The 26,868-nt window shown below is 60.7% G+C and carries 27 protein-coding genes; 11 read left to right on the top strand and 16 right to left on the bottom strand.

Annotated elements, in window-relative coordinates:
* Positions 1 to 250 precede the first annotated feature (250 nt).
* The 5 genes from BMZ10_RS13625 (at position 251) to BMZ10_RS13605 (ending at position 3,867) form a co-directional block, all read left to right on the top strand.
* Positions 251 to 1,147 carry a chemotaxis protein CheV gene (locus BMZ10_RS13625; RefSeq protein WP_093462918.1) on the top strand — a complete coding sequence of 299 codons (897 nt, stop codon included), beginning with the start codon at positions 251 to 253 and terminating at the stop codon, positions 1,145 to 1,147.
* Positions 1,148 to 1,188: 41 nt separating this feature from the next.
* Positions 1,189 to 1,650 carry a GNAT family N-acetyltransferase gene (locus BMZ10_RS13620; protein ID WP_093464149.1) on the top strand — a complete coding sequence of 154 codons (462 nt, stop codon included), beginning with the start codon at positions 1,189 to 1,191 and terminating at the stop codon, positions 1,648 to 1,650.
* A 46-nt stretch (positions 1,651 to 1,696) separates the two neighbouring features.
* Entirely contained in the window at positions 1,697 to 2,023 is a 327-nt protein-coding gene (locus BMZ10_RS13615; RefSeq protein ID WP_093462914.1) for a hypothetical protein, read from the top strand.
* 122 nt (positions 2,024 to 2,145) lie between these two features.
* A complete protein-coding gene (locus tag BMZ10_RS13610; RefSeq protein WP_093462911.1) occupies positions 2,146 to 2,895 on the top strand; it encodes a YkgJ family cysteine cluster protein in 750 nt (249 codons plus the stop codon).
* 9 nt (positions 2,896 to 2,904) lie between these two features.
* Positions 2,905 to 3,867 carry a GlxA family transcriptional regulator gene (locus tag BMZ10_RS13605; RefSeq protein ID WP_093462908.1) on the top strand — a complete coding sequence of 321 codons (963 nt, stop codon included), beginning with the start codon at positions 2,905 to 2,907 and terminating at the stop codon, positions 3,865 to 3,867.
* Positions 3,868 to 3,882: 15 nt separating this feature from the next.
* On the opposite strand, the gene BMZ10_RS13600 is transcribed toward BMZ10_RS13605, so the two are convergent.
* From BMZ10_RS13600 to BMZ10_RS13570, 7 genes are all read right to left on the bottom strand, one after another.
* Complete coding sequence (locus BMZ10_RS13600) at positions 3,883 to 4,119, bottom strand: hypothetical protein (RefSeq protein WP_093462905.1); 237 nt, start codon at positions 4,117 to 4,119, stop codon at positions 3,883 to 3,885.
* A 113-nt stretch (positions 4,120 to 4,232) separates the two neighbouring features.
* Positions 4,233 to 5,216, bottom strand: a complete 984-nt coding sequence (locus tag BMZ10_RS13595; RefSeq protein WP_093462903.1) for a fimbrial protein — start codon at positions 5,214 to 5,216, stop codon at positions 4,233 to 4,235.
* A 2-nt stretch (positions 5,217 to 5,218) separates the two neighbouring features.
* Complete coding sequence (locus BMZ10_RS13590; protein WP_093462901.1) at positions 5,219 to 5,974, bottom strand: fimbrial biogenesis chaperone; 756 nt, start codon at positions 5,972 to 5,974, stop codon at positions 5,219 to 5,221.
* The gene (locus BMZ10_RS13585; protein WP_371265968.1) at positions 5,971 to 8,439 is read right to left on the bottom strand and encodes a fimbria/pilus outer membrane usher protein; all 2,469 of its coding nucleotides are present in this window, start codon (positions 8,437 to 8,439) and stop codon (positions 5,971 to 5,973) included. Before BMZ10_RS13585 ends, BMZ10_RS13590 begins: the two co-directional genes overlap by 4 nt.
* 246 nt (positions 8,440 to 8,685) lie before the next feature.
* Positions 8,686 to 9,429, bottom strand: a complete 744-nt coding sequence (locus BMZ10_RS13580) for a fimbrial biogenesis chaperone (protein WP_093462897.1) — start codon at positions 9,427 to 9,429, stop codon at positions 8,686 to 8,688.
* A 61-nt stretch (positions 9,430 to 9,490) separates the two neighbouring features.
* Positions 9,491 to 10,075, bottom strand: a complete 585-nt coding sequence (locus BMZ10_RS13575; RefSeq protein WP_093462895.1) for a fimbrial protein — start codon at positions 10,073 to 10,075, stop codon at positions 9,491 to 9,493.
* A 334-nt stretch (positions 10,076 to 10,409) separates the two neighbouring features.
* On the bottom strand, positions 10,410 to 10,739 hold the full coding sequence (locus BMZ10_RS13570; RefSeq protein ID WP_093462893.1) for a hypothetical protein: 330 nt from the start codon (positions 10,737 to 10,739) through the stop codon (positions 10,410 to 10,412).
* A 300-nt stretch (positions 10,740 to 11,039) separates the two neighbouring features.
* Here BMZ10_RS13570 and BMZ10_RS13565 point away from each other — a divergent pair, with 300 nt between their 5' ends.
* The 4 genes from BMZ10_RS13565 to BMZ10_RS13550 are packed head-to-tail and all read left to right on the top strand — an operon-like array spanning position 11,040 to position 17,382.
* Positions 11,040 to 12,200 (top strand): efflux RND transporter periplasmic adaptor subunit, encoded by a 1,161-nt coding sequence (locus BMZ10_RS13565; protein ID WP_093462891.1) that lies wholly within the window; start codon positions 11,040 to 11,042, stop codon positions 12,198 to 12,200.
* The gene (locus tag BMZ10_RS13560; protein WP_093462889.1) at positions 12,197 to 15,325 is read left to right on the top strand and encodes a multidrug efflux RND transporter permease subunit; all 3,129 of its coding nucleotides are present in this window, start codon (positions 12,197 to 12,199) and stop codon (positions 15,323 to 15,325) included. The genes BMZ10_RS13565 and BMZ10_RS13560 overlap by 4 nt, the downstream gene beginning before the upstream one ends.
* Positions 15,326 to 15,350: 25 nt before the next feature.
* Positions 15,351 to 16,028 carry a heavy metal response regulator transcription factor gene (locus BMZ10_RS13555; RefSeq protein ID WP_093462886.1) on the top strand — a complete coding sequence of 226 codons (678 nt, stop codon included), beginning with the start codon at positions 15,351 to 15,353 and terminating at the stop codon, positions 16,026 to 16,028.
* Positions 16,018 to 17,382 (top strand): heavy metal sensor histidine kinase, encoded by a 1,365-nt coding sequence (locus BMZ10_RS13550; RefSeq protein ID WP_093462884.1) that lies wholly within the window; start codon positions 16,018 to 16,020, stop codon positions 17,380 to 17,382. The genes BMZ10_RS13555 and BMZ10_RS13550 overlap by 11 nt, the downstream gene beginning before the upstream one ends.
* A 150-nt stretch (positions 17,383 to 17,532) precedes the next feature.
* Here BMZ10_RS13550 and BMZ10_RS13540 read toward each other — a convergent pair whose 3' ends face one another.
* Both BMZ10_RS13540 and BMZ10_RS13535 read right to left on the bottom strand, forming a co-directional pair.
* On the bottom strand, positions 17,533 to 17,958 hold the full coding sequence (locus BMZ10_RS13540; RefSeq protein WP_093462880.1) for a hypothetical protein: 426 nt from the start codon (positions 17,956 to 17,958) through the stop codon (positions 17,533 to 17,535).
* A gap of 375 nt (positions 17,959 to 18,333) precedes the next feature.
* Positions 18,334 to 18,672, bottom strand: coding sequence for a zinc ribbon domain-containing protein YjdM (locus tag BMZ10_RS13535; protein WP_177182137.1), 339 nt, complete (start codon positions 18,670 to 18,672; stop codon positions 18,334 to 18,336).
* A gap of 144 nt (positions 18,673 to 18,816) precedes the next feature.
* On the opposite strand from BMZ10_RS13535, the gene BMZ10_RS13530 reads away from it, so the two are divergent.
* Positions 18,817 to 19,245, top strand: a complete 429-nt coding sequence (locus BMZ10_RS13530) for a DUF1810 domain-containing protein (protein WP_093462878.1) — start codon at positions 18,817 to 18,819, stop codon at positions 19,243 to 19,245.
* A gap of 59 nt (positions 19,246 to 19,304) precedes the next feature.
* Here the strand turns inward: BMZ10_RS13530 and BMZ10_RS13525 are convergent, their stop codons facing one another.
* The 6 genes from BMZ10_RS13525 to pmbA form a co-directional block, all read right to left on the bottom strand.
* Entirely contained in the window at positions 19,305 to 20,192 is an 888-nt protein-coding gene (locus BMZ10_RS13525; protein ID WP_093462876.1) for a ZIP family metal transporter, read from the bottom strand.
* Positions 20,193 to 20,218: 26 nt separating this feature from the next.
* Positions 20,219 to 20,830, bottom strand: coding sequence for a superoxide dismutase (locus BMZ10_RS13520; RefSeq protein WP_093462874.1), 612 nt, complete (start codon positions 20,828 to 20,830; stop codon positions 20,219 to 20,221).
* Between the two features lies 1 nt (position 20,831).
* Positions 20,832 to 21,293, bottom strand: coding sequence for a hypothetical protein (locus BMZ10_RS13515; protein ID WP_093462872.1), 462 nt, complete (start codon positions 21,291 to 21,293; stop codon positions 20,832 to 20,834).
* Positions 21,294 to 21,334: 41 nt separating this feature from the next.
* Entirely contained in the window at positions 21,335 to 22,711 is a 1,377-nt protein-coding gene (locus BMZ10_RS13510; protein WP_093462869.1) for a class II fumarate hydratase, read from the bottom strand.
* On the bottom strand, positions 22,704 to 23,099 hold the full coding sequence (locus BMZ10_RS13505; protein ID WP_093462866.1) for a FagA protein: 396 nt from the start codon (positions 23,097 to 23,099) through the stop codon (positions 22,704 to 22,706). The genes BMZ10_RS13510 and BMZ10_RS13505 overlap by 8 nt, the downstream gene beginning before the upstream one ends.
* Before the next feature lie 233 nt (positions 23,100 to 23,332).
* Complete coding sequence (pmbA, locus tag BMZ10_RS13500) at positions 23,333 to 24,679, bottom strand: metalloprotease PmbA (RefSeq protein WP_093462863.1); 1,347 nt, start codon at positions 24,677 to 24,679, stop codon at positions 23,333 to 23,335.
* 107 nt (positions 24,680 to 24,786) lie between these two features.
* Between pmbA and yjgA the strand changes: the two genes are divergently transcribed.
* Entirely contained in the window at positions 24,787 to 25,308 is a 522-nt protein-coding gene (yjgA, locus tag BMZ10_RS13495) for a ribosome biogenesis factor YjgA (RefSeq protein WP_093462861.1), read from the top strand.
* Between the two features lie 119 nt (positions 25,309 to 25,427).
* Here yjgA and tldD read toward each other — a convergent pair whose 3' ends face one another.
* Entirely contained in the window at positions 25,428 to 26,867 is a 1,440-nt protein-coding gene (tldD, locus tag BMZ10_RS13490; RefSeq protein ID WP_093462859.1) for a metalloprotease TldD, read from the bottom strand.
* Position 26,868 lies beyond the last annotated feature (1 nt).

The following is a 26,868-nucleotide window of genomic DNA, read 5'->3' as shown; positions in this document are numbered from 1 at the left end:
CTTATCAGGAAGCGTGCCAGAACACTTTTCTTTCAATATCAATGGCTTATCCTTTAGGAGTCATTTTGACCATCTATACGATGCTGTCATTAAGACTGACTACAGGTCATTTTGACCTTGGTCTCGAAGGGGCCTTCAAGAGCAAGCGCATCAAAAGAGGTTAAAGCCTGACTTGAGTGGGTCGATAAACCGTCATCGAACGCTGTTTGCACCTCTACCGGCAAACAGACATGCATGACAGAAGGTTCATATGTCCAAAAACGTCCGCGCAGATTCACTCTCGCTTCTGCTGTTCACGTTACGCAGCGGAAAGCTGATGGCGATCAACCTGCTCAAGGTCAGCGAGATCATCCCCTGCCCTCCCCTCACCCGTTTGCCCGAGTCGCATCCGCACGTGAAAGGCGTTGCGACGCTGCGCGGCAACTCGTTGTCGGTGATCGACTTGAGCCGCGCAATCGGTGAACGACCGCTGCTGGACCCGGACGGTGGCTGCCTGATCGTCACGGACGTGAGCCGCTCCAAGCAGGGTCTGCATGTCCAGGCGGTGAGCAAGATCGTCCATTGCCTCACGACCGATATCCGCCCGCCGCCATTTGGCTCCGGCAATAAGTCGTTCATCACCGGCGTGACTCAGGTTGATGGCACGCTGGTGCAGGTACTGGATATCGAAAAAGTCATTCACGGCATCTCGCCTGCGCAGATCGTCGCAGAACCCGCCGAGCTAAGCGCTGAAGACGTCGAGGTGCTGGCCAATGCGCGCATTCTGGTGGTCGACGACAGTCAGGTTGCGCTGCAACAGTCGGTCATTACGTTGCGCAATCTGGGCATCGAGTGTCACACCGCGCGCAGTGCCCGCGAGGCCATTGACCACCTGCTTGACCTGCAGGGCACCGCGCAGCAGATCAACGTCGTGGTGTCCGATATCGAAATGTCGGAAATGGACGGTTATGCTTTCACTCGCACACTGCGTGAAACGCCTGACTTTCAGGAACTCTACGTACTGCTGCACACGTCGCTGGACAGCGCGATGAACGCCGAAAAGGCCAAGGCCGCAGGCGCCAACGCCGTTCTGACCAAGTTCTCCTCGCCTGAGCTGACACGATGCTTGATCGAAGCTGCGCGCACGGTCCAAGCGCAAGGGATCTGAAACCTGCGCCTGACGATGCGTCCACTGCGCATTACTGGTTGATGCGACGCCCACTGGGCCAGCCACTCGACGTGCCTGAACTGCCTGGGACGGTACGGCGGTCAGGCCTCAGCGCCACAAATGCCCAAGCCGTTCACCAACTGCTGGTGCTGGGCCAGGCACAGGGCGGCGGTCGGGTGCTGGATTTCAGTCAATGGCTCGACGCGTTCGACCATGATCCTGAGTGCGATCGGCAGCTGTGTTTCGTGCTCGAAGATGCCCTGGGGATTGTTGCCGTCGCCCACTGCTGGACCAGCGCATTCATTCGCAATCTGGTGGTGCATCCCCGCGCCCGGCAGCGCGGAATCGGGCATTCGCTGCTCGGCGTGGTATTCGCGGCCTTCGCCCAGCGGCGCGAGGGCCATGTGGACCTGAAGGTGATGGAAAGCAACCTCGCCGCTCGCCGATTGTACGAGCGCGCCGGCATGCAATATGTGCAGCGCCGCGAACTCGAACCGCGCTAAGCCACTCCAAGTCGCAGTCACACCGATAACGACAATGGAGAATGCTGTGAAGAAACTCACTGCCGCCCTGCTGCTCACCCTCACCGCTGCTGCAGGTCAGGCCAGCGCATCCAGCCCTGACGCCTGGAAAGACTTCAACAAAACTCTGGTCGACAGCTGCGTTGCGGCCAGTTCATTGAAGAATGCCAAGCCTGCGGGCGCCGATGCCGCGTTCGATGACAGCGTGGGTTACAACGCGCTGCTGATCAAAGGCCAGTACAAACAGGCGTTCATGAAGAATAAAATCGGCACAGAGCTCTGCCTGTACGACCGAAAGAACAAGAAAGCGCTGATCACTGAGTGGGACAACGTCACCACGCCGCCCAAGAAATAATCCGACCGATGGCGCATAACTTGCTGCCTTTTCCGCCAATTTGAAAAAGACCTGGCCGTGGTGACGGCTTTTCCGCTCAGGTCTTGCTTCATTCTTTTTGGATTGGCGGACTGTTTCTTCCCATGGATACACAGTTTTCCTGCGTCGGCTGCGGCAAATGCTGCACCGATCATCACGTGCCCCTGACACTGGCCGAGGCCGCGCAGTGGGCGGCTGACGGCGGCTCGGTGATCATTCTGACCGAAGCATTCCTGGCCAATGGCTACGGTGTTGCACCGGAGCAGGTCACTCACGCCTCCCGGCGCTCGCACCCCGTCAGCAGCGGCAAAGCGCAGGCGCTGGTGGCCATCACCTTCGCGGCCTACAACGCTGGTCGTTGCCGAAATCTTGACGCTGATAATCTCTGCCGCATTTATGAGCGTCGTCCGCTGGTGTGCCGCATTTATCCCATGGAGATCAATCCGCACATTCCGCTTCGCCCGCAGGCCAAAGATTGTCCTGCCGAGGCCTGGACACGGGGGCCGGATCTGATCGTCGGCGGCCAGTTGGTTGACCGACAGCTGCTGGCGTTGATCGAACGATCGCGCCAGGCAGATCGCGACGACATTGCCCGCAAGCAGGCGATCTGCGTAGCGTTGGGACTCCAGACCACAGCGCTCAAGGGCAACGGTTTCGTTGCCTGCCTGCCCGACATGGACGCCTTTGCGGCAGCCGTTTCACGCCTGCAGACTGGCGCACTGCCTGCAAGCGAAGCCGTGTGGCGTTTCCGCGTGACAGGCGAGGCCGCGACGCTGCACTTGCAACAAGCAGGCGCGCTATTGGAGACAGAAGAGGCGATGCGCTATATGTTCATCCCTTTGCAAAGCGCCTGAGATTCATTGATGAGAAGCGTCGCGATCGTGCTGTTCCCTGATGTCCAGTCGCTGGATGTGGCCGGTCCCCTGGATGTGTTCGCCGAGGCCAATCGCTACGTCGCACAAGGCGATGGCTACCGGATGACCACCATCGGCGCAACGCCCTACCCCATCGTCGCCTCTAATGGCATGCCGCTGGGCGCGCAGTATTCCCTGGCCGATGCGCCAAAAACCTTCGACATCCTGCTGGTGCCCGGCGGCCCGTTGCTTCCCGAGGGTGCCGAGATGCCCGAGCTGACCGCCTGGTTGCGCGAAGCCACGCCGCTGGCGGGACGTTTCGGCTCGATCTGCACGGGAGCGTTCGTGCTCGGGCATGCCGGTCTGCTGGATGGAAAGCAGGTCACCACGCACTGGAGCCATGCGCAACAACTGGCCGATCTGTTTCCCGAAGCGAGGGTCGAACCTGACCGCATTTACGTGCGCGACGGCGCGATGATGACGTCCGCGGGGGTCACGGCAGGCATCGACATGGCGCTTGCGCTGGTCGCGCAGGATCATGGATCGGCGATCGCGCTGGCTGTGGCGAAACGTCTGTTGGTGGTCGCTCAACGTCAGGGCGGACAATCGCAGTTCAGTCCGTACCTGAGCGCCTCGGCAGATGATGACTCCCCCGTTGCAACCATCCAGCGTTACGTGATGGAGCACATCAGCGAACCGTTTTCGGTGGAACGACTCGCGCAAGTGGTGTCCATGAGCCCGCGCACGTTTGCGCGAGTGTTCGCTCGAGACGCCAAAATCACCCCGGCCGAATTCGTCCAGCGAGCCAGAATCGACGCCGCCCGACACTTGCTGGAGGGCAGTGAAATGGTGATCAAAGCCGTGGCGTATCACTGTGGATTCGGCAGCGCCGCGCGCATGCGCCTGATTTTCACCCAGCGTCTGGGCGTGACGCCCACACAATACCGCGACAGCTTTCGCAAACAGGGCTGACCGGACGCTCGCGAATCAGCGCTTGCCCATCGAACGACGCGTGCCCGCCGGAGCTGCGCCTGGCCGCTTTTCGTGGCTGGATTTGTTGGACTTCTGGTAGTACGGCTGATCCTTTCTGGCCTGGGCAAGCTGCCCCGGTTTGAACGGAAAACTGAACGCCGGAATCGCTGGCCGGGCCTGCTCGGAAACGACGTTGCCCTCGACCGGTTCGACATCGAGGTCAGGCGCTGAGGTAGGTTCGGGGGTCGTCATGAAGGCTCCGGAAGCTTGAAGCGGTCGAGGAAAAAGTCGGGCGGCACCCGAAGCCGCGCAGCATACCCGAATCATTCTGCGCCTGCCTCAGGCAGAAGACCGAATGCGCGCGGCTATTTGTAGAACAGATCGACCATCACTTCCGCAGAAAAGGGACCAGGCTGTGGCGTTTGCGTCTGCCAGATCAATTCGGCCTTGAAATCAGCAGTGGCCGAGTAGTTCCCATCCAGCAGGTCATTCAAGTGAAACGGCTCGTTGTATCGCACCGGCATGTTGTCGTACGCGTTCGTGATGCGGATGCCGACGCTGTCGTTGTTGACGGGCACCAGCACGTCGCCCGACAGCACGCCCGATACCGGCGTGAGCCGCGCATTGAGGCTGAACGGCGAATCACAGACACGGCTGGTGGCCAAGGCAAACCGCTGGAACGTCGCGACCTCGCCCACCCTCACGTTGGCGATGGCCACGTCACCGAAGTCAATCGTCTCCGGCATGACCCGCAGCTCAGCGTCACAGGCCACGAAGCGCAGCCCCGACAGGTTATTGATGAGGTAATTGAGGTTGCGGTCGGGCACTGGATTGGGGCCAGTTGTGCCGTCAACCTGAAACATCCTGAAGTCGCGCACGTCGCTGGCGATGCCGGATGGCGGGGTCGGCCCGTATTTCTCGATGAACACGGTAAAAGGCAAGTTGAACGAGACAGCTGGGCAACGGGTGCTCGCGTCCTTGCAGGCGGGCGCCGTCTGATGCGTGGGAATGCGCCCAGAGGTCTGGAGGAAGTCGACCCCACCAACTGTCAGCCCTGCGCGAATGCCCTGACCGATCTGTATGTTCTCCGGGTTCAGATAAAGGAAGACGTCCTCTGGCCCGCCGACTTCTTCCTTAGCGCATTCGACCGCGACGCTCAGACGCTCGGAGCGCCAGACCGCCGTGCCATCGGGCAGCGTGGCGGGGATCGCGACAGTGCTGCTCAAGTCAGCGCGGAGGATGAATTCGCCTGCACCTTGGGTTGTGCAGGTCATGGCCGCGGCAGAGACAGGCAACAACGCTGTCATCAGCACTATCGGACACCATCGGGTAACGGATCTGTACGTCATGGTCAGCACTTCCCTTTGAGTGAGTGAGAATCGGGCCTGATCAGTGGCACGTTCAACGCGCCTTGCGCCGGCAATGCGCCGCAGTAATCGCGCTGGCCGCCGTAGTCCGTCAGCGCCTTGAAAGACAGGTTTCGCTGCATGCCGTCGCCGACAACACGCGCTGGAAGCGGCAGCGAAATCTCCGAAAACGGTGGCAGGAGCTGGTAGTCGCTGATTTCAACGCCGTCGACACGCACGTTTTGCAGCGAGACGTGATACGGCGTCGGATTGCGCGCAGACAGTTCGCCGCCCGCTTGCCGCTGCCACGTGAGCATCTGCGCGGCATCGGCGGGATCGCCAGGCAAACCGGCCGGACGGTAGAACACGTTGATGCGCTGCCGCACGGCGATGCTCAATTGCTGCGCGGCCTGGCTGCGGCGAGGGATTTCCAGCACGAACAAATGCAGCAACGACTCACGATCCGCCGGCATCCCGACGCCTTCGTACAGCACGCGCAACGTCTGCTTGCCCTGTGCGGGCAGCTGCGCCAGATGCGGCGTGAGGACAAACGGCAGGTCTGCCGCGCCCGACTCCCCAACACGTCCATCTGCCAGCCAGGCCTGAATCAACACCTGAGCATCGCTGCGATTGCTGACATCCACAGAGGCTTCCCTGAACCTGCCATCGAATATCAGACGCGTGCCCGACAGCGAAACCGTCGCCTGCGCAGCGGCGCTGGTGAACACCAAAACGGCGGTCATCAAACAGGCGGACTTCATTGACACACCGCCTTGACGCGATCGTAACTGCGCTGCGGGTCCTTGGCCGGAAGCGTGAAAGACGCGCGACAGTGTTGATCGGCCCATTTGGCGACCAGTTCGCCGCTGTCGCGCTCACTCAGAATCAATGCGCGACCATTGGGGTCGACCGTCGCCAGCGGCTTGCCCTGGTCATCTTCGACGGTCGTGCCCAACGGCAGGCGACTGCCGTCGGGGCGCACCAGCTCGAACTGGACTCTGCGGCCCACGGACGTCTGAAAGCTGACCAACGCTGCCGCTCCCCTTCTGGGCACGACCTGCGTGACGGCGTTCGCCAACTCGACATCAGCGCCCAGTTGTCGCGTATCAAGGCTGACCCAGTTGGTCCGGTAAGGCTGCGCATACGGCAGAATCGCAAAACCGTTGTCGGAAGTTTCGACGTTGCTCGCGTTGCTCAACCTCGCGCCGCTCACGCCCTTGACCTGCACCAGCGCGAACGTCTCCCCCAGCGGCTGGCCGAGATTCACGCCGCCGGGATGGGCAACCACAGAACCCGCGGCGCCCACGCTGAACGCTTGGTAATCGCTGCCTTGCCCGTATCCCGCGTCGAAACGGCCGTAGGACGTCGTGGTGCTGAGCTTGCCGAAACCGGACGATCCGGAATTTCGATCGTGACCCGCTTGCACCGAGTAGAACGTGCTGCGGTCGTCGAACACCTGGCCGTTCAGACCCGACTGCAGGTTGTAGTTGCCCGAGCTGTCGTGCACGGCATTGAGAAACGCGCGAGATGATCCGGGACTTGTGCCAAGCGGCACGCTCAGGGTCAACGCGACGCGATTATCGGTCTGATCTTGCCCGTTGCGCTGAAACGTCTGATTGCGCTCAAGCGACAAGCTGTAGCTCACACTGCGCCACGAGGCGTTCCAGCCGATGTAAAGCTGCCGCGTCTTGTCGCCCCGGTCCCAATAGCGCTGTTCGGATCCGGTAATGCTCAGCGACGCCGACTGCTCCGGCAGCGCCTGGGTCAGGTTGAGCTCGACGCGATCGCGTGCACGACCCGCATAGAAGTTCTCATGCGCCTGCAGTGCTTCGACATGCTCATCGAGGGTGCGATATTGCTCGGTCGAGTAACGGTAACCGGCTACCGCCAGCGTTGTGTGAGTCAGGTCCAGCGTATTGGCGTAACGCACGCGAAGGCTTTGCCCGCTGTAATTCTGCTGCCGCTGCTTGCTCAGCGACTGGGTGACATCGAGCGAAAAAGCGCCCAGTGCGGTGTTCATGCCCGCGCCAATGTTTGCGGCGTGAAAGTCCTCGGCCATCTGCAGGCCACCGGCGGCCGTCACCCGCTCGGTCAACCCGTAAATGAGCGTGCCGCTGGCAAAATCCGGTGATGTCCCGTCCTCGCTGTTGCTGTCGTACTGACCTGCTGCAAGGCTGTAGCGGACAGCGCCCTTGGGCACCATGATCGGCAGTGACGCGTAGGCTTGAACAAAGCTGCGCTTGCGTCCGTCGGCTTCGACGACCGTGACTTCCAGATCGCCGTTCGAGCCGCTGGGATAGATATCGGAGATTTCAAACGGCCCGGGTGACACGTTGCCGCTGTACAGCATGAAGCCGTTCTGGCGCACTTCAACCGTGGCATTGGTTTCGGCGATGCCTCGTATGACAGGCGCATAGACGCGCTCGCTGTCGGGCAGCATGCCATCGTCGGACATCAGCGTTGCGCCAACGAAACGCACGCTGTCGAACACTTGCGAGTCGGTGAACGTTTCACCCAGTGTCAGTTGGCTTTTCAGCGCACTGACGTCGCGCTGAACGAAGGTCCTGTTGCTGCGAAAACGGTAAGGTTGAGCGTCTCCGTACGTGACCGAGGACTCATTGCGCAGCCGCCAGGCACCGAGATTCACGCCGTTGCGCAGGCCCAGATAATACTGATCCTGCGTCTGCTCATTACGCGTGCGGCGCGCCCCGCTGAAGTTGTAATTGACAAAGCCGACGGTCTCGCCCTGATCCCACAATTCCGGAGACACGTATCCACGCGCGCTGCGGGCCATGATCGCCTGCGGGACCGTGATGTTCAGGCGCAGGTTCGAAGGCTGGTAATCGACCTGCGCAAACGCCACGTGTGACATCAGATCGAAACAGCCGCTGCCTGGCGTATCGGCTGTGTCCAGCGCGCTGACATCCACGCCGAACTGGCTGAGCATTTCCAGCGTCAGGCATGCCTCGACCGCGTCCCTGGCAGGGTTGTTGATGAAGTTGATATCGCGTCGACCGCTCAATGTGCGGTTGACGTAGACGTCGACCCGATAGGTGCCGGGCACGATGCTGTTGCCTTGCAGAAAAGTCTCAAGGTCCGCCGGTTGATCGGTGCCCTGAATGAACGCCGTATTGAACTTCACGCCGCTGGCAGCCCGGCGGTCGGCGACCTGATCGGTCATTGCCATTAAAGGCGAAGCTGTCGCAAGCCCGCCGGTCAGCGCCATGCACAGTGCCAACCGGCTGCAGTCGAATACCTTCGATGGCCCGCCTCTACAGAGGGATGTACCGGGCCGTGCCGCGCTGCACACAGATCCCTTGTTGTTCTGGTCTCGCCGTTCCATTAGCTGGTTTCACTCGTGTTCTGAGTTCCGATGCGCTGCCGAATCCTTTCTCGCAGGCGCACGACGCAGTAGCCGCCACGTACGTGCGGCGAAAATGAGGTACGAAAAATCCGACCGTGGTGTCAGTCGTCAGTCGGTACGAACGTCGGTCCTTTCGGCCTGAACAGTCCGGTCGGCCACGACTTGCGCGAGGTAAGGTTCCTGGGCGCCGAAGTCATTGATGCTGATGAACCTGAGTTCGACCGGTTTGCCCGAAGTGGCCGGGCGCATGGGCAGTTTCAGGCTCTGCAGCGGCGCCAGCATCTGGCTGTCGGCCGAGAACAGCGGCTTGCCCTGCTGACGCGCCTCAAGCTTGATCAGCGACACGTGATACGGGCTGCGATTGCTGACTTCCAGCTGGCCGCCCTGTACACGCCATTGCAGCTCTTGCGCTGCTTTGAGTGGGTCGCCACGCATTCCCTGAGGGCGGAAGAAGAGTTTGATCCGCTGACGAATCGCGATCTGCAATTCGTTCTCCCGGGCAGTCTGCGGAATCTCCTGAACATTGAGCCAGAACACCGATTCCCGGTCGGCGGGCAGTCCCTCGCCGGCGTAGATGATCCGGATCATCTGTCGCGCATTGCCGGTCATTCGCGCCAGCGCCGGGGTAATCGCAAAGGGCAGATCGGCGGGAGCGATCTTTTCGCTTTCCGCCTGCAGCCAGGACTGAGCGAGGATCTCACCCGAGCCACTGTTGTGTACGACTAGGCTGACTTCCTTGTCTTGGGCCTGATAAATGACACGCGTGGTGTTGAGCACTATGCCCGCCTGCACCGGGACAGCCAGAAGCAGTCCCAGCCAGAGGGCCGAGCAACGGATGAAGATGGAAAACATGGTCAGACCGCCTGGAAATCCGGGGGAAGGCGGAGCGAGCAATGCTCGCCCGCCTGTTGCATCACTGATAGTCCATCACGAACGGCAGAAAGGCGTCGGCGTTGCCGGGATTGGTCGCCGCACCGTTGAGAACATAGACAGCCCCGAAATTGATTTCGGCAGTAGCGCCGTCAGCGCCGTCCTTGATCAGCGGCGTATCGATGGTTTCGTTGCCGCTCAAATCCATCAGCTGGTTGGAAGCATTGAGCAGACCGATACCGACGCCGTCTGCAGCACCGGTGGTGCGCAGCAGTTTCTGATCAAGGTTATCCAGGCCGCTGCCCTGGCGTGCCACAAAGCGCATATTGACGGTGTTGTATTGCGAAGCGCCGCCGGTGCAGTTGACCAACAGCTGGATAGGCGAGGCGGTTTCCAGTTTATTGTCCGCGAACAGACCGATGTCGGAGAAGGATACGTTGCCCATGTCGACGTTGATTTCACCCGGGTTATTGCCAGGGCTTGCACCCGTCCCGGCGCCGATGTCACAGGTGATGTTGGTGAGCGTGCCAGTGAAGACAAGTTTGCCGTTGTTGGCGGCGCTCGCGGTACTCGAAATGCCGAGTCCCAATGCGGTCACGATGGCCAGTGAAAGAGAGATATTTTTCATGCTAACGACGTTCCTTGTGTCAATTCGTGTGTGCCCAAGAGGACGGCGAGAACTATAAGCGCCGCTCTGGCTCGCGGCTGTCGGGCTATTTACCTTGCGCTTGCGGAAACGACAGTGGGGCGTGACAGAATCTTCCGTAGGACTTGGCAGCGCAGGGCTACAGCTCACGAATTACATGGCTTTGCACGACACCGCGCTCGAAAACAGTGGCTGACCTTTCACCTCGGCGCTGTAACCGTCCGGACGCGATCGGCAGACCGCGAGGGCAAAAAAAAGCCCCGATTCCATCGAATCGGGGCTTGTCAGGCGTTGCTCAAATAGTCGGGCGGACCGCTTATTGGTAAGTCAGCGTCACGATACCCGCGTGAGCAGTGCGAAATGCGATGGCGGTTTCTTTATAACTGGCGTAGACGGGGACGGCAGGCTTGCCGCACGCATTGTCGCCAGCCATCAGGCCGATGGTCAGGGAACTGCCTGCCGACAAGGTTTTCCATCCGGCGGCTGCGTCTGTGCCCGCCATCACTCGGGCCTCGCATGCGGCATTGACAAGGCTGCCATGAAACATGAGATCGTTTTGCGCGGCCCATGCGCTGGGGCCGGATACGGCACAAGTCCCGATAAACGCGATCGAAAAAAACATCGAAACTGTCTTTTTACTTTTCATCGCCACACTCCGGAATGAAGGCTCGCCCCTTATGAAGTTGAGTCGAGCCAGAGAACAACGTTCAGAATTCACGAAGCTTTATGTAGGAATTGTCCCCGTCACAGTAGAACTCGTTCATCGAAACTCGTGCCTTCTACTTGGGTATCGCCCTGCGGCATTCTTTCTTTACCCGACTTCATCCTCCGCCCTAATCCAGCTGACAATATTGACAGGTAGCAGTCATTTTGCTGACCGGGTGGAAGGGTTATAAAGGATGCTCACACCCATCTGCCCTCACCCATTCGCTGGCGTCGTTTCTGTATGCACAAGAAGAAAACAACCGTGATAGCCGTGACCGCACTTGTTGCGCTGATTGCGATCGGCACCTGGACCTTGAATCGTCCCGTCGCGAAGAAAGCCAGCATTCCGGTGGCGGTGCCGGTTCGTGTGATCACGGTGAAGCAGGAGGACGTGCCTCGATACGTCACCGGCATCGGTTCGGTGTTGTCGCTGCAGAGTGTGGTGATTCGTCCTCAGGTGGACGGCATTCTCACTCGGCTGCTGGTCAAGGAAGGGCAACAGGTCAAGGCAGGAGATCTGCTGGCGACCATCGACGATCGTTCCATTCGCGCCGCGCTGGAGCAGGCCAGGGCGCAACTGAGTCAGAGCCAGGCCCAGCTGAACGTCGCTCAAGTGGACCTCAAGCGCTACAAGCTGCTGACGGTCGACAACAGTATTTCCAGGCAGCAATACGACCAGCAAGAGGCGCTGGTCGAGCAACTGAAAGCGACCGCATTGGGCAATCAAGCCTCGATCAACGCTTCTCAAGTACAACTTTCCTACACCCAGATACGCTCTCCGGTGACAGGCCGGGTGGGGATTCGGAACGTCGACGAGGGTAATTTCCTGCGCGTCAGCGATGCGACCGGATTGTTTTCCGTCACGCAGATCGATCCTGTTTCCGTGGAGTTCTCGCTGCCGCAACAGATGCTGCCGACGTTGCACGACCTGCTGGCCGCCAGCACGCCCGCCAAGGTGGATGCGTATTTGGGTGAAGGCGCCAGCGGCACATTGCTCGGCCAGGGCAAACTGACGCTCATCGACAATCAGGTGGCGATGAACACCGGCACCATTCGCGCCAAAGCGGTGTTCGACAATGCCGCCGAGAAGCTGTGGCCCGGCCAGCTGGTGACCGTCCGCATCCAGACCGCCGTCGACCGCGATGCGCTGAAGGTCCCGCCCCAAGTGGTCCAGCGCGGTATCGATCAGCATTACGTTTATCGGGTCAAGGGCGACAGCGTCGAAGTCGTGCCGGTTAAAGTGCTCTACCAGGACAGCGACCTGATGCTGATCGGCGGGGTCGACGTCAACGACGTGCTGGTCAGCGACGGCCAGTCGCGGCTCAAGAATGGTGCTCACATCGAAGTGGTCAAGGATGAGCCGGTCGATGCGCTGGTCGATGTGGCCGGGGCGTCGAAATGAAAGGCCGCGGATCCCTTTCCGCCTGGTGCGTAAATCACCCTATCGCCACGGTTCTGCTGACGTTCGCGCTGGTGTTGCTGGGTTGCATCGCGTTTCCGCGCTTGCCGGTGGCGCCGCTGCCGGAAGCCGAATTCCCCACCATCCAGGTTAACGCGCAGTTGCCCGGCGCCAGTCCGGAAACCATGGCTTCCTCGGTGGCGACGCCCCTGGAAGTGCAGTTCAGCGCGATTCCTGGCATGACGCAGATGAACTCGAGCAGCGCGCTGGGCTCCACCAATCTGATCCTGCAATTCAGCCTGAACAAGAGCATCGACACCGCCGCTCAGGAAGTGCAGGCAGCGATCAACACCGCGGCCGGGCGCTTGCCAGCGGACCTGCCGACGCTGCCAACCTGGCGCAAGGTCAACCCTGCCGACAGCCCGGTGCTGATTCTCAGCGTCAGCTCCAATCTGATGCCCGGCACCGAGCTGAGCGATGTCACCGAATCCCTGCTGGCTCGTCAGTTGAGTCAGATCGACGGCGTGGGACAGGTCAACATCACCGGTCAGCAGCGGCCTGCCATCCGCGTGCAGGCCGCGCCGGAGAAACTCGCGTCGATCGGCCTGACGCTGGCCGACCTGCGCGAGACCTTGCAGCAGACCAGCCTCAATCTCGCCAAAGGTGCGCTCTATGGCAAGGACAGCATTTCCACGCTGGCGTCGAACGATCAACTGTTCCAGGCCAGGGATTACGAGCAACTGATCGTTTCCTACAAAGACGGCGCCCCCGTTCACCTGCGCGATGTAGCCCGGGTCATCAACGGTTCTGAAAACGCCTACGTGCGTGCCTGGTCGGGCGAACAACAGGGCGTGAACATCGTCGTGTTCCGTCAACCCGGCGCCAACATTGTCGAGACGGTCGACCGCGTGCTCGGCGAGCTGCCGCGCCTGCAGGCAATGCTGCCTGCATCGGTCGACGTATCAGTGCTCAGCGACCGCACCAAGACCATTCGCGCCTCGTTGCACGAGGTGGAAATGACCTTGCTGATCGCGATCGCGTTGGTGATCGCGGTCATGGCGTTGTTCCTGCGCCAGCTGTCGGCGACGTTGATCGTGACGGCGGTACTGGGCGTGTCGCTGGTGGCCAGCTTCGCGCTGATGTATGTGCTCGGTTTCAGCCTGAACAACCTGACGCTGGTGGCGATCGTGGTGGCCGTCGGCTTCGTGGTGGATGACGCCATCGTGGTGGTGGAAAACATCCATCGCCACCTGGAAGCCGGTGACAGCATGCGCGACGCGGCGATCAAAGGCTCAGGCGAGATCGGTTTCACCGTGGTGTCGATCAGTTTCTCGCTGATCGCGGCATTCATTCCGCTGCTGTTCATGGGCGGCGTGGTGGGGCGGTTGTTCAAGGAGTTCGCCCTGACTGCGACGTCGACCATTCTCATTTCCGTGATGGTGTCGCTGACGCTGGCGCCCACCCTCGCCGCGCTGTTCATGCGGGCGCCCAAACACAATCCGCATGCGACGCCCGGGTTCGGCGAACGCTTGCTCGCCCGCTACGCGCGAGGCGTGCGTTTCGCCCTCGCCCATCAGCGCCTGATGCTGGGTATCTTCGGCCTGACGCTGGTGCTGGCCGTCGCGGGTTATGTGCTCATCCCCAAGGGTTTTTTCCCCGTCCAGGACACTGGCATGGTGCTGGGCACCAGCGAGGCGGCTGCGGATATTTCCTACCCCGACATGGTGGAGAAGCACAAACAGCTGGCGAAAATCATCGCGGCGGACCCTGCGGTCAAAGCGTTTTCGCATTCGGTGGGTGTCAGCGGCAGCAACCAGACCATCGCCAACGGTCGCGTCTGGATTGCGCTCAAGGATCGCGAAGACCGAGACGTGTCCGCCAGCCAGTTCATCGATCGCATCCGGCCCAAGCTTGCGAAGATCCCGGGCATCGTGCTGTATCTGCGTGCCGGTCAGGACATCAACCTGAGCTCCGGCCCGAGCCGGGCGCAGTATCAATACGTGCTCAAGAGCAACGATGGCGCGCTGCTCAATGTCTGGACCCAGAAGCTCACTGAGAAACTCAAGACCCTTCCGGCGTTTCGCGACCTGTCCAACGACCTGCAACTGGGCGGCAGCGTGACGCATCTGGACATCGACCGCAGCGCCGCGGCGCGTTTCGGCCTGAGCGCCGCCGATGTCGATCAGGCGCTGTATGACGCGTTCGGTCAGCGCCAGATCAACGAATACCAGACGGATATCAATCAGTACAAAGTTATTCTGGAGCTTGAGCCCCAGCAGCGCGGCAAGGCCGAAAGCCTGAATTACTTCTATCTGCGGTCGCCGCTGACCAATGAGATGGTGCCGTTGTCGGTGCTGGTCAAAGTGGGCGCGCCGAAGATGGGTCCGCTGTCGATCAGCCACGATGGCATGTTCCCGGCCGCCAACCTCTCGTTCAACCTGTCGGCCGGTGTCGCGCTGGGCGACGCTGTAGTGTTGCTCGATCAGGCCAAGAATGAGATCGGCATGCCGGCTTCGATCATCGGCAATTTCCAGGGTGCGGCCCAGGCGTTCCAAAGCTCGCTGGCCAACCAGCCATGGCTGATTCTCGCCGCGCTGGTGGCGGTGTACATCATTCTGGGCGTGCTGTATGAGAGCTTCGTTCACCCGCTGACGATCATCTCCACCCTGCCTTCCGCCGGGATCGGCGCGTTGCTGTTGTTATGGCTGATGGGGCAGGATTTTTCGATCATGGGCCTGATCGGTATCGTGCTGCTGATCGGCATCGTCAAGAAGAACGGCATTCTGCTGGTGGACTTTGCCCTTGAAGCCCAGCGTCACCAAGGATTATCGCCGCAGGAAGCGATCTATGAGGCGTGTCTGACGCGGTTCAGGCCGATCATCATGACAACGCTGGCGGCGCTGCTCGGTGCTCTGCCGCTGATGCTCGGCTATGGTGTGGGTGCTGAACTGCGTCAGCCACTGGGTATCGCTGTTGTAGGCGGATTACTGGTCAGTCAGGCGCTGACGCTGTTCACGACGCCTGTGATTTACCTGCAGCTTGAAAGAATCTTCCACCGCCCACGTCCGACCCCGACACCCGACGCAATGAGCAAGCAACCTGCGGCCCTGATGACTGCTGAAAAGTAAGCAGCGAACAAGTGAGAGTGGACCCATGCGCGTCCTGATTATCGAAGACGAAGAGAAAACCGCGGACTACCTGCATCGCGGCCTGACCGAACAGGGATACACCACCGATGTCGCACGCGAGGGCATCGAAGGCTTGCACATGGCGCTGGAAAGCGAGTACGCGGTCATCATTCTCGACGTCATGCTTCCTGGCCTGGATGGCTACGGCGTGTTGCGCGCCTTGCGTGCCCGCAAGCAGACCCCGGTGATCATGCTGACGGCGCGTGAGAACGTCGATGACCGGGTTCGCGGACTGCGCGAAGGCGCGGACGATTACCTCGGCAAACCGTTTTCCTTTCTCGAGCTGGTTGCCCGGTTGCAGGCGCTCACCCGACGCAGCGGGGGGCACGAGCCGGTGCAGATCAGCATTGCCGATCTGTGGATCGATTTGATCAGCCGCAAGGCGACCCGCGCCGGCGCGCGCCTGGACCTGACGGCCAAGGAGTTCTCGCTGCTCAGCGTACTGGCTCGCCGCCAGGGCGAAATCCTGTCGAAAACCTCGATTGCCGAGATGGTCTGGGACATCAATTTCGACAGCGACGCGAACGTTGTCGAAGTCGCGATAAAACGTCTGCGGGCCAAGCTGGACGGGCCGTTCGAGCAGAAACTGCTGCACACGATCCGGGGCATGGGGTACGTGCTGGAGAGCCGTCGTGTCGAGTAATTCCATCGCCCTGCGCCTGAGCGGCATGTTTGCGCTGGTGGCGCTGCTGGTGTTTCTGCTGATCGGCTGGGCTCTGTATCTTCAGGTAGACAGAAGCCTGGGCTTGCTGCCGGAAGCCGAAGTCGATGCGCGCTACAGCGTGCTGGAGTCAGCGGTTCAGCGTTATGGCAATCCCGAGCACTGGGCCAAGATCAACGCCAAGCTGAAACTGCTGAGCGAGGAAGACAAACGCCTGCGGTTCTGGGTGGTCAGCGACAACCCGACCTATGAATTCGGCAACCCAGACGTCGACATCCGCACCTTCGCCAAAGGTCCGCTGGGCATGCGCGACCTGAACCTGAAGGATCACGATTACCCGTTCAAGGTGCTGGTCAGTCAGTTTCCGGCCAAGGATCAGCGTCCGCCGTTGCGTTTCCTGACGGCGATCGACACCGAAACTTTCTGGCAGACGCAGCATTCCCTGCTGATCGCGCTGATCAGTCTGGCCGCCATCGGCATCGTGCTGGCGTCGGCGTTGGGGTATTGGGTGGCGCGGATCGGTCTGAAGCCGTTGCATGACCTGTCGCTGGAGGCCCGTAAGCTGGCGCCGCCGCGCCTGAGCGGGCGCTTGCAGCTGTCGCCGTTGCCGCCTGAGCTCGACCAGTTCGTGACCTCGTTCAACTCGACGCTGGAACGGGTCGAGCAGGCGTATTCGCGGCTGGAGTCGTTCAACGCGGACGTGGCTCATGAGCTGCGCTCGCCGCTGACCAATCTCATTGGCCAGACGCAAGTGGCGCTGACCCGTGGACGCTCCGCTGAACATTACTTCGAGGTGCTGCAATCCAACCTTGAGGAGCTTGAACGGCTGCGTTCGATCATCAATGACATGCTGTTTCTCGCCAGCGCCGATCAGGGCAGCAAGGCGACGCAACTGAGCCAGGCGTCGCTGGCCGCAGAGGTGGCAAAGACCCTGGATTACCTGGATTTCATCCTCGAAGACGCACAGGTGCAGGTTCAGGTGAAAGGTGATGCCAGCGCGCGCATCGAAAAGGCACATCTGCGCCGGGCCTTGATCAACCTGCTGCACAACGCTGTGCAGCACACCTCACCTGGGCACCTGATTGTCGTGGAGATCGCCGATGAAGGGGACCACGTCAGCATCGGCGTCACCAACCCCGGGGCTGAAATATCCGGCGAGCACCTGCCCCGGCTGTTCGAACGTTTCTATCGCGTCGACGCTTCGCGCAGCAACAGCGGCGCCAACCACGGCCTTGGCCTGGCCATCGTCAAAGCCATCGCCTTGATGCACGGCGGCACCGTATTCGTGCGCAGCGCACACGGTGAGAATACGTTCGGGATTAATTTGCCTAGCTGATGCGGCATCGCAAGCGCACGTTGTCCACTGCCAGCGCTACAACCGCAACCGTGGTGAGTAGCTGAAAACCATCCAAGGCAAGGTAGTGCCAGAACATCCATGCAGCCGATGCGACGAGGGTAGCAACCGTCAGCAGCAAGATTGAGTCCCTCACGCTACATGTCCCAAGAATCGATAGCTGTCCCTGTTTGATGTCGCGGTTTGGTACATGCCTGGATACCGGTGCAGACAGTGGGCGAGCCAATCAGCCATGAGGTCGAGTTTTTGTGCAGTAAAGAGCACGTCCCCCAGCGTCGTGCCATTGCCAAGCGCTCTTCCGGTGGCAACGGCAATACTGCCAATCACCGCACCGACGTAGAACGCTGCCGAGCACGCTCCTATCATCGCCAATTGCTCCAGCTTCGTGCCAGCGCGTAAAAGTTCACTGATCGTCACCCGTTCGCCGAATTTATCAATCTGGCCAAGCAGCGTGCTCGCTGTTGCAACTGCGCTCGTGACCGAGCCGAAAAGCGACTCAGGCGCAGGCAACCCCATGCCTTCCATGTTCTCTTTGAAATATTCATAAAAACTCGACATCCAAGCTATCCATCACCCAGCCCATCACAAGGCTGCAAGGCTATGAAATTTGCGGGGGACGCAGGGATAGAAGAGCCACTGTGCCCGTAGGAAAAATCCGAAGTGTCGGAAGGATAAGACATGCAAACCTGGAAGGTTTGCCCGGCCTGAAGAATGCGCCCTGGCATCCGACGCTTTCCCGGCTGAAGCCGGTCCTACGAAAAGCCCGCAGCGTCAGTAGGACCGGCTTCAGCTGGGAATAGGCCGGTGCGACCGTTGGAGATGTAGCGGCTGGAAATCAGTCTTCGCGAGCAAGCTCGCTCCCACCGGTTTTGAGGTTGGCCGTAAATCCTGGGGATCGCGCGGACAGCTTTGCGGAGTCAGCAAACTGCCGCTTCAGCCCTTTTTGACGAATTCTGACTTCAGTTTCATCGCGCCGATGCCGTCGATCTTGCAGTCGATGTCGTGGTCGCCGTCGACCAGGCGAATGTTTTTCACCTTCGTGCCCACTTTCACGACCAGCGAAGAGCCTTTGACTTTCAGGTCCTTGATCACGGTGACCGTGTCGCCGTCCTGCAGCGTGTTGCCGACCGAGTCCTTGATCACCTTCACGTCGTCGTTCGCCTCGGCATCGCCGTCGGCGGACCACTCATGGGCGCATTCCGGGCAGACGAGCTGCGAGCCGTCCTCATAGGTGTATTCGGAATTGCATTTTGGGCACGGCGGTAAGCTCACGGCGGATCTCGCATCGGGAAGAAATAGGCGCAGGATTATAAGGGTTTTTATCGGAGCGCGGGCGAGGCGCCTGGATTTGTCGGGAACAATGCCTGCAGACGAAGTCATAACTTCATAAGCATCGCCAGACCGCAGGAGGCTGAAGTGAAAGACGATCATGATCTGCAACGTTTTCTGGACGCTCAGGAACCGATTTTCGAGCGCGCGCTCGCCGAGTTACAGAACGGCCGCAAGCGCAGCCACTGGATGTGGTTCGTTTTTCCGCAGCTGAAAGGCCTGGGCCATAGCGAGATGGCGCAACGCTTCGGGATTTCCGGTCGTGAAGAAGCGCTGGCGTATATTCAGCATCCCTGTCTGGGACCGCGCCTGGAAAGTTGCGGGCGAGCGCTGTTGAAATGGCGACATCGCAGCGCGAGCGAGATCATGGGATCGCCGGACGACATGAAACTGCGCTCGAGCATGACGCTGTTTGCCAGCGTCGCACCACAAAACCCTCTGTTCAATGAAGTGCTCGATGCGTTTTTCGACGGCAAGCCGGACAGCATGACACTCGCAAAACTGGGCCAACGCTGAGCGCGACCGCCCGATGGCGCATGTTCGATCCCTGCAACGCCAGGCAGTCGCTGGCCGGCTCACGCCAACGCGGTGTCCATTACCATCATGAGGCAGAAACCGACCAGCAGCCCGAAGCTAGCGATCTTGTCATGACCGTTGCGGCGGGACTCCGGGATGATTTCATGGGTGACGACCAGCAGCATCGCTCCCGCTGCCAGCGCAAGGCCGACGGGTAGCAACAGCGCGGCGATTTCCACCAGCCAGGCACACAGCACGGCGAAGACCGGCTCCACCAGACCGGAAGCGGCGCCGATCAGAAATGCGTTCAGACGCGACATGCCAGCGGCCGCCAGTACCAGCGCAATCACCAGCCCTTCCGGCACATCTTGCAACGCGATGCCCATGGCCAGGCTGTCGGCATGGGCCAGGCCTGCTCCCGCCGAGACGCCCACGGCCATGCCTTCCGGAATGTTGTGGGCGACGATGGCGATGACGAACAGCCAGATATTGGAGGGAATGGCCGGTTTTTCCGCAACCTCGGACAGCTGCGGGCCCTGCGAAACCAGCGAATCAACGATGAACAGCCCGACAGCGCCAGCCAGAATGCCGGCACTGATCAGGGCGCCCGCACCCCAAGGCGAGAAGCCCAGATCCTGAGCCGCGCTCAAGCCTGGCACGATCAGGGAAAACGCCGTCGCCGCGAGCATGATGCCCGCGCCGAACCCCAGCAAGCCGTCGGACACCGCCACCGGCATCCCGCGAATCACCAGCACCGGAACCGCGCCAAGGGCAGTGCCCAAGGCGCACAGCGCTCCGCCTTCCAGCGCCCTCAACATTCTGGGTTCAAGGCTCAGCCAGGACAGGCCCTGAGCGATGAGCAGCCCGGTGCCAGCCAGCAAAAGAATCGAACCAATGGCCAGACGCAACAAGCGTCCGCTGCTGATAGTGAGGAAATCCGAAGGCATAGATCGTCTACTTCTCGTAATGGGATTCAGGCCAGAGCGGCTGCGTATCGCTTGGCCACTTCGTCCCAGTTCACGACGTTGTAGAAGGCCGCGATGTACTCAGGTCGACGATTTTGATAACGCAGGTAATAGGCGTGTTCCCAGACGTCCAGCCCCAGGATCGGCGTATTGCCGTTCATCAGCGGGCTGTCCTGATTACCGCTGCTTTCAACGATCAGTTGTTTCTGCGGCGTGACGCTCAGCCAGGCCCAGCCACTGCCAAAACGAGTCAGCGCGGCTTTGGTGAAGGCATCTTTGAATGCTTCGAAACCGCCGAGCTGCGATTCGATCGCCTTCGCCAGTTTGCCCGACGGCAGACCGCCACCTGAAGGGCTCATGACCTCCCAGAACAGCGAATGGTTGGCGTGGCCACCGCCCTGATTAATCACCGCAGGACGCAGTTTCTCCGGCAACTGCGCCACGCTGGCGACCAGTTTTTCGATCGGCCAGTCGGCGTACTCAGTGCCGTCGACGGCTGCGTTGAGGTTGTTGATGTAGGTCTGGTGGTGTTTGGTGTAGTGGATTTCCATGGTTTGCGCATCGATGTGCGGCTCAAGGGCATCGTAGGCGTATGGCAAGGCAGGCAAGGTATACGGCATATCAATGGACTCCAAAGGACAAAGCGCCGGCGACAGCGGCGTTGCGCTGAAGCGCCGAACGTGAGTGTTCGCCCGTGCTGTTGAGCAGGCGATGGGTACGTGGGTATTCACCGTGTTCGCTGATGAAGCCCAACAGTTCGCTGTAGGTCTTGTTGCTGTGGCGGAAGGCGGCCTGACGCAACGCGGGCGCAAGGTCGGGGTTCTGGATCACGTGCAGGAGGCGTTGATGCGCGGAGCACAGGTACTCGGCGCTCTCCTCCGGCTGTTTCAGGCTCAGGTGCAGGTCCGCCAGGTTGTGGTGAGAAATCACGAATGCCGCCACCGCCTCATCGGGGTCCCTCCAGCGCTCCAGCAGGACTTGAGCAAGCGCCAGCGCTTGCAGATAAAGCTCGCGGGCATCGACCAGATCGCCACGGTTGAAACAGCTGTTGCCTTTCAGAATGGTGCTTTTCCAATGCTCCATGGCGTGCCTCCTCGATCGGTAGCGTGGGCGGTAGCAGACGGTCAGATCCCGCCGGCAGTGAGTTTTTCCGGGTTCAACAGGGTCTCCAGCTGAGCGCGGTCCAGATCGGTGTGCTCCAGCGCGACGTCGATGATCGGGCGACCTTCCTTGTAAGCGGTCTTGGCGATCTCGGCGGCTTTCTGATAGCCGATGATCGGGTTCAACGCCGTCACCAGAATCGGATTACGCGACAGCGCTTCCTTGAGCTTGGCTTCGTTGACCTTGAAGGTTGCGATGGCCTTGTCGGCCAGCAGCCGGCTGGAGGTGGCCAGCAGCTCGATGCTTTGCAGCAGGTTGTGAGCGATGACCGGCAGCATCACGTTCAACTCGAAATTGCCCGACTGGCCAGCGACAGTGATCGTCGCGTCGTTGCCGATGACCTGTGCGGCGACCATCGCGGCGGCCTCCGGAATCACCGGATTGACCTTGCCCGGCATGATCGAAGAGCCCGGCTGCAGGCCTTCGAGCTCGATCTCACCCAGGCCGGCCAGCGGGCCGGAGTTCATCCAGCGCAGGTCGTTGGCGATTTTCATCAGCGACACGGCGGTTGCCTTGAGCTGGCCGGAAACGGCCACTGCCGTGTCCTGGGAACCGATCAGGGCGAACAGGTCTTTGCCCGGCACGAAGCCGACGTCGCTCAAGCGGCTCAGGTGCGTGGCGAAACGCGAGGCGAATTCCGGGTGCGCATTGATGCCCGTGCCTACCGCCGTACCCCCTTGGGCCAACGCCTGCAGGCTGGGCAGCAGGTTTTCGAGGTGCTCGACGTTGGCTTTGATCTGCTGCGCCCAGCCATTGAGCACTTGGCTCATGCGCACGGGCATGGCATCCATCAGGTGAGTACGGCCGGTCTTGACGAACGGATGAACCTGCGCGGCTTTCTGTTCGATCACCTGAATGAGGTGAGCCAGCGCAGGAAGTAATTGCTCGTGAATCGCCAAGGCGGCGCTGACGTGAATCGTCGTCGGAATGATGTCATTGCTGCTCTGACCACAGTTGACGTGATCGTTGGCGTTGACCGGTTCACCCAGTACCCGGCTGGCGAGCGTGGCGATCACCTCGTTGGCGTTCATGTTAGTGCTGGTACCCGAGCCGGTCTGGAAAACATCGACGGGGAAATGTGTCATGTAATCGCTGGCCAGCAGGTCTTTGCAGGCGGCGACGATGGCTTTGCTCTGGCCTTCGGAAATCTGCCCCAGTTCAAGGTTGGCCTGGGCGGCAGCGGCCTTCGCCAGCAACAGCGCTCGGATGAACTGGCCAGGCATGCGCAACTGGCTGACGGGAAAGTTGTTCACCGCACGCTGGGTCTGCGCGCCGTACAGGGCCTCGGCCGGGACCTCAAGTTGGCCCATGCTGTCGCGTTCGATACGGGTATTACTCATCGGTGGATCCTTGCATCAGTTCAGCGAGAGAAATCGAGGGCAGCAACACGCAGGTCGCCAGTTGATGAGCGAAGGCCTGCCAGCGTTGGCGCTGATAAGAGGAATGCGAGAGGGCCTGCATGTCGTGGAGCGGACGCCAGGCCTGATCCAGACACAGGCAGCGCCAGTGCCACGGCAGGGCAGTATCGCGGGCGGTATCGATCAGCAGACGGAACGTGCTTTCGACGATCAGCGCCTGGGGCGTTGCCGTAAAACGTGCCAGATAACGGCCTTCGGCCAGGTAATGCTGAATGACACGAGGCTCGTCGGGGTCAAGGGCACAGCGAATCCGCAGACTCAATGCGCGCCAGTTTTCCAGGTGAGGCGACTCGTGCAGAACAGTACCCATGACCGAGGCTCATTTAGCGAATGATATTCATTATTAAATGAGTTCGAGAATCAAAACAACCCCGACGTTTCGCAGTGTGGATGCGCAGGTGGACGGGTAGGAGCGTGGCTTGTCACGCAAACGGCGGGGAAACCGGTGCTACATACAGCGAGCGCGATGGGGGCGGATACACAAAAAAGGCCTGCACCGAAATCGGGGCAGGCCTTTGGATGACGCTGGCAACGCAGGAAATATCAGCTCCCTGCGACGGTCATTTTCTCGATCAGCACGGATCCTGTGCGAATGTTGCTGCGCAGTTCGAGGTCGCTGCCCACAGCGACGATCTGCTTGAACATGTCCTTCATGTTGCCGGCGATGGTCACTTCCTGGACCGGGAACTGGATCTCGCCGTTTTCGACCCAGAAACCCGCGGCGCCGCGTGAGTAGTCGCCGGTGACCATGTTCAGGCCGCTGCCCATCAGCTCGGTGACCAGCAGGCCGCGTCCCATGCGGCGGATCAGGGCCGCCTGATCTTCAGTGCCGTGGGAGACGAACAGGTTGTGCACGCCGCCCGCGTTGGCGGTGCTCGGCAGGCCGAGTTTGCGGCCCGAATAGGTGCTGAGGATGTACGACACCAGATCGCCGTTTTCGACGAACGGTTTGGCGTAGGTCGCCAGACCGTCACCGTCGAACGCCGAACTGCCCATGGCACGCATCAGGTGTGGGCGCTCGTCGATGGTCATCCACTCCGGGAACAGCCGCTGACCAATCGCGCCTTCGAGGAAAGACGACTTGCGATACAGATTGCCGCCCGAGATCGCGCCGAGGAAGCTGCCAAAAAGCCCGCCTGCCAGTTCCGCCGAAAACAGCACCGGCACCTCGCAGGTGGGGACGGGACGCGCGCCCAGCCGACTGGCCGCGCGCTCCGCGGCTTTCTTGCCGATAAGTGCGGCGTCCATCAGCAGTTCGCCCTGACGATTGACGTCGTACCAGTAATCGCGCTGCATCTGGCCTTCGCCTTCGGCGATCATCACGCAGCTCAGACTGTGACGGGTCGAGGCATAGCCGCCGATGAAACCGTGGCTGTTGCCGTACACACGGCAGCCCTGATGCACGTTGAGCGTCGTGCCGTCGGCGTTCTTGATCCGGCTGTCGGCGTCGAATGCCGCCGCTTCACAGATCAATGCGCGCTCGATGGCCTGTTCGGGGCTGATGTCCCAAGGGTGAAACAAGTCGAAATCCGGTTGCTCCTTGGCCATCAGCGCGGCATCGGCCAGACCCGAGCTTTCGTCTTCCGAGGTGTGCCTGGCGATGGCCAACGCAGCGGCAACGGTTTCACGAATGGCATCCGGGCCGCTGGCGGAAGTGCTGGCCGAGCCTTTGCGATGGCCGACGTACAAGGTGATGCCAAAGCCCTGGTCCCGGTTGAACTCGACCGTCTCGACTTCGCGCTGACGGACCGAAGTCGACAACCCCTGCTCCAGCGAAACGGCAACCTCACACGCCGTCGCGCCCTGGCGCCGGGCTTCGGCGACGATCTGCTCGACCTGTTGTTGCAGTGCCGGCAAGGCCTGTGGGCCGACGCTTTCTGATGCACTCATGACTTTCTCCATCAAATTCTGATTTCGGCAGATACCGAATACCGACTGGGCCGGACAACAGGCCCCTGACTGGTTATCATGGCGGCGTTTATTTGCGGACGTCCCCCATGGTTGATTCTTACGACGACTCCTTCGACGGAGAGAAAAGCAAAACCCAGATCAAAAAAGAGCTTCACGCTCTGGTGGATCTGGGCGAACGCTTGACGACATTCAAGCCCGATGTGCTGGCCAAGCTGCCTCTCACCGACGAGTTGCGTCGGGCGCTGGCCGATGCTCCCAAGCACACCGCGCACATCGCGCGCAAACGCCATATTTCATTCATTGGCCGGCTGATGCGCGATCAGAACCTGGATGAAATCCTGGTGCTGCTCGATCAGCTCGACGCCTCCACGCGCCAGTACAACGAGCGCTTTCATAATCTGGAACGCTGGCGCGATCGCCTGGTGTCCGGTACTGACGAGGTGCTCGAGCAGTTCGTCAATGAATACCCCGAAGCCGACCGTCAGCAATTGCGTTCGCTGATCCGCCAGGCTCAGCATGAGGCCAAGCAAAACAAGGCCCCGACCGCGACCCGCAAAATCTTCAAATACATCCGCGAACTGGACGAAACCAAGCGCGGATTGCGTTAAATCCACTGCACCACCTGTGGGAGTGAGCTTGCTCACGATTGCGTCAGTTCAGGCACTTCATCGTCTACTGACACACCGCCATCGTGAGCACGCTCACTCCCACAATGCTTTATTCGACCTTATCCGCCTGTGCCACCCACGGTGATCGCATCGATCTTCAGCGTCGGTTGACCCACGCCGACCGGCACCGACTGGCCGTCCTTGCCGCAGGTGCCCACGCCGCTGTCCAGCGACAGATCGTTGCCGACCATCGACACTCGGCTCATGCACTCCGGGCCGTTACCGATCAGGGTCGCGCCTTTGACGGGCGCCGTGATCTTGCCGTCTTCGATCAGGTACGCCTCGCTGGTAGAGAACACGAATTTGCCGCTGGTAATGTCGACCTGACCGCCGCCCAGATTGGCGCAGTAGATGCCCTTCTTCACTGACTTGATGATTTCTTCCGGATCGCTCTGGCCACCGAGCATGTAAGTGTTGGTCATGCGCGGCATCGGCAGGTGCGCATAGGACTCGCGGCGACCGTTGCCGGTGCGCGCGACACCCATCAGACGAGCGTTGAGCTTGTCCTGCATATAGCCTTTGAGCACACCGTTCTCGATCAACGTGGTGCATTCGGTCGGCGTGCCTTCGTCGTCCACGCTCAGAGAGCCGCGACGCCCGGCCAGCGTACCGTCATCGACGATGGTGCAGAGCTTGGAAGCGACCATTTCGCCCATTCGGCCGCTGTACGCGGAGCTGCCCTTGCGGTTGAAGTCACCTTCCAGACCATGACCGACCGCTTCATGCAGCAGCACGCCGGACCAGCCCGAACCCAATACCACCGGCAGCGTGCCAGCTGGCGCAGGGATGGCTTCCAGATTGACCAGCGCCTGACGCAACGCTTCGCGCGCATAGCCCATCGCACGGTCTTCGCTGAGGAAATAGCGGTAATCGGTACGCCCGCCGCCGCCGTGGCCACCACGTTCGCGACGGCCGTTCTGCTCGACGATCACGCTGACGTTGAAACGCACCAGCGGGCGGACGTCCGCGGCCAGGCTGCCATCGGTCGAGGCCACGAGGATGCGTTCCCAGACGCCGGCCATGCTGACCGACACCTGCTGGATGCGCGGGTCGAGGGCCCGGGTCGCGATGTCCACACGCTTGAGCAACTCGACCTTTTCGGCCCGCGTCATCACTTCCAGCGGGTTATCCGGCGCGTACAGCTGGGCGACATCTTGAGAGGTGAACGCCTGAACCCGGCCATTCTGCCCGGCGCGGGAAATCGAGCGGGCAGCACGGGCCGCCTGGCTCAGCGCGTCCGGTGTGATGGCGTTGCTGTAGGCGAAACCGGTTTTTTCACCCGATTGCGCACGCACGCCCACACCCTGGTCGAGGTTGAAGCTGCCTTCCTTGACGATGCCATCCTCCAGAGCCCACGACTCGGAAATCTGGCCCTGGAAATACAGGTCGGCCGCGTCGATCCCTGGACCGGCAAGCTCTCCCAGCACTGATTGCAGGCTGTCGATGCTCAGGCCGCCTGGCGCCAGAAGGTGTTCGCTGACTGAGGACAAGTCGCTCATA

The sequence above is a fragment of the Pseudomonas sp. NFR16 genome, assembly GCF_900108875.1.
In the GTDB taxonomy this organism is placed as follows: domain Bacteria; phylum Pseudomonadota; class Gammaproteobacteria; order Pseudomonadales; family Pseudomonadaceae; genus Aquipseudomonas.
Note: the sequence above shows the minus strand (reverse complement) of the source record. Positions and strands in the feature narration are given on the sequence as shown.

What these genes read in the sequence shown, in the direction of transcription:
- BMZ10_RS13625 (WP_093462918.1), top strand. Translation starts at nt 251, where the DNA reads ATGTCCAAAAACGTCCGCGCAGATTCACTCTCGCTTCTGCTGTTCACG.
- BMZ10_RS13620 (WP_093464149.1), top strand. Translation starts at nt 1,189, where the DNA reads ATGCGACGCCCACTGGGCCAGCCACTCGACGTGCCTGAACTGCCTGGG.
- BMZ10_RS13610 (WP_093462911.1), top strand. Translation starts at nt 2,146, where the DNA reads ATGGATACACAGTTTTCCTGCGTCGGCTGCGGCAAATGCTGCACCGAT.
- BMZ10_RS13605 (WP_093462908.1), top strand. Translation starts at nt 2,905, where the DNA reads ATGAGAAGCGTCGCGATCGTGCTGTTCCCTGATGTCCAGTCGCTGGAT.
- BMZ10_RS13600 (WP_093462905.1), bottom strand. Translation starts at nt 4,119, where the DNA reads ATGACGACCCCCGAACCTACCTCAGCGCCTGACCTCGATGTCGAACCG.
- BMZ10_RS13595 (WP_093462903.1), bottom strand. Translation starts at nt 5,216, where the DNA reads ATGACGTACAGATCCGTTACCCGATGGTGTCCGATAGTGCTGATGACA.
- BMZ10_RS13590 (WP_093462901.1), bottom strand. Translation starts at nt 5,974, where the DNA reads ATGAAGTCCGCCTGTTTGATGACCGCCGTTTTGGTGTTCACCAGCGCC.
- BMZ10_RS13585 (WP_371265968.1), bottom strand. Translation starts at nt 8,439, where the DNA reads ATGGCGCTGACCGGCGGGCTTGCGACAGCTTCGCCTTTAATGGCAATG.
- BMZ10_RS13580 (WP_093462897.1), bottom strand. Translation starts at nt 9,429, where the DNA reads ATGTTTTCCATCTTCATCCGTTGCTCGGCCCTCTGGCTGGGACTGCTT.
- BMZ10_RS13575 (WP_093462895.1), bottom strand. Translation starts at nt 10,075, where the DNA reads ATGAAAAATATCTCTCTTTCACTGGCCATCGTGACCGCATTGGGACTC.
- BMZ10_RS13570 (WP_093462893.1), bottom strand. Translation starts at nt 10,739, where the DNA reads ATGAAAAGTAAAAAGACAGTTTCGATGTTTTTTTCGATCGCGTTTATC.
- BMZ10_RS13565 (WP_093462891.1), top strand. Translation starts at nt 11,040, where the DNA reads ATGCACAAGAAGAAAACAACCGTGATAGCCGTGACCGCACTTGTTGCG.
- BMZ10_RS13560 (WP_093462889.1), top strand. Translation starts at nt 12,197, where the DNA reads ATGAAAGGCCGCGGATCCCTTTCCGCCTGGTGCGTAAATCACCCTATC.
- BMZ10_RS13555 (WP_093462886.1), top strand. Translation starts at nt 15,351, where the DNA reads ATGCGCGTCCTGATTATCGAAGACGAAGAGAAAACCGCGGACTACCTG.
- BMZ10_RS13540 (WP_093462880.1), bottom strand. Translation starts at nt 17,958, where the DNA reads ATGTCGAGTTTTTATGAATATTTCAAAGAGAACATGGAAGGCATGGGG.
- BMZ10_RS13525 (WP_093462876.1), bottom strand. Translation starts at nt 20,192, where the DNA reads ATGCCTTCGGATTTCCTCACTATCAGCAGCGGACGCTTGTTGCGTCTG.
- BMZ10_RS13520 (WP_093462874.1), bottom strand. Translation starts at nt 20,830, where the DNA reads ATGCCGTATACCTTGCCTGCCTTGCCATACGCCTACGATGCCCTTGAG.
- BMZ10_RS13515 (WP_093462872.1), bottom strand. Translation starts at nt 21,293, where the DNA reads ATGGAGCATTGGAAAAGCACCATTCTGAAAGGCAACAGCTGTTTCAAC.
- BMZ10_RS13510 (WP_093462869.1), bottom strand. Translation starts at nt 22,711, where the DNA reads ATGAGTAATACCCGTATCGAACGCGACAGCATGGGCCAACTTGAGGTC.
- BMZ10_RS13505 (WP_093462866.1), bottom strand. Translation starts at nt 23,099, where the DNA reads ATGGGTACTGTTCTGCACGAGTCGCCTCACCTGGAAAACTGGCGCGCA.
- pmbA (WP_093462863.1), bottom strand. Translation starts at nt 24,679, where the DNA reads ATGAGTGCATCAGAAAGCGTCGGCCCACAGGCCTTGCCGGCACTGCAA.
- yjgA (WP_093462861.1), top strand. Translation starts at nt 24,787, where the DNA reads ATGGTTGATTCTTACGACGACTCCTTCGACGGAGAGAAAAGCAAAACC.
- tldD (WP_093462859.1), bottom strand. Translation starts at nt 26,867, where the DNA reads ATGAGCGACTTGTCCTCAGTCAGCGAACACCTTCTGGCGCCAGGCGGC.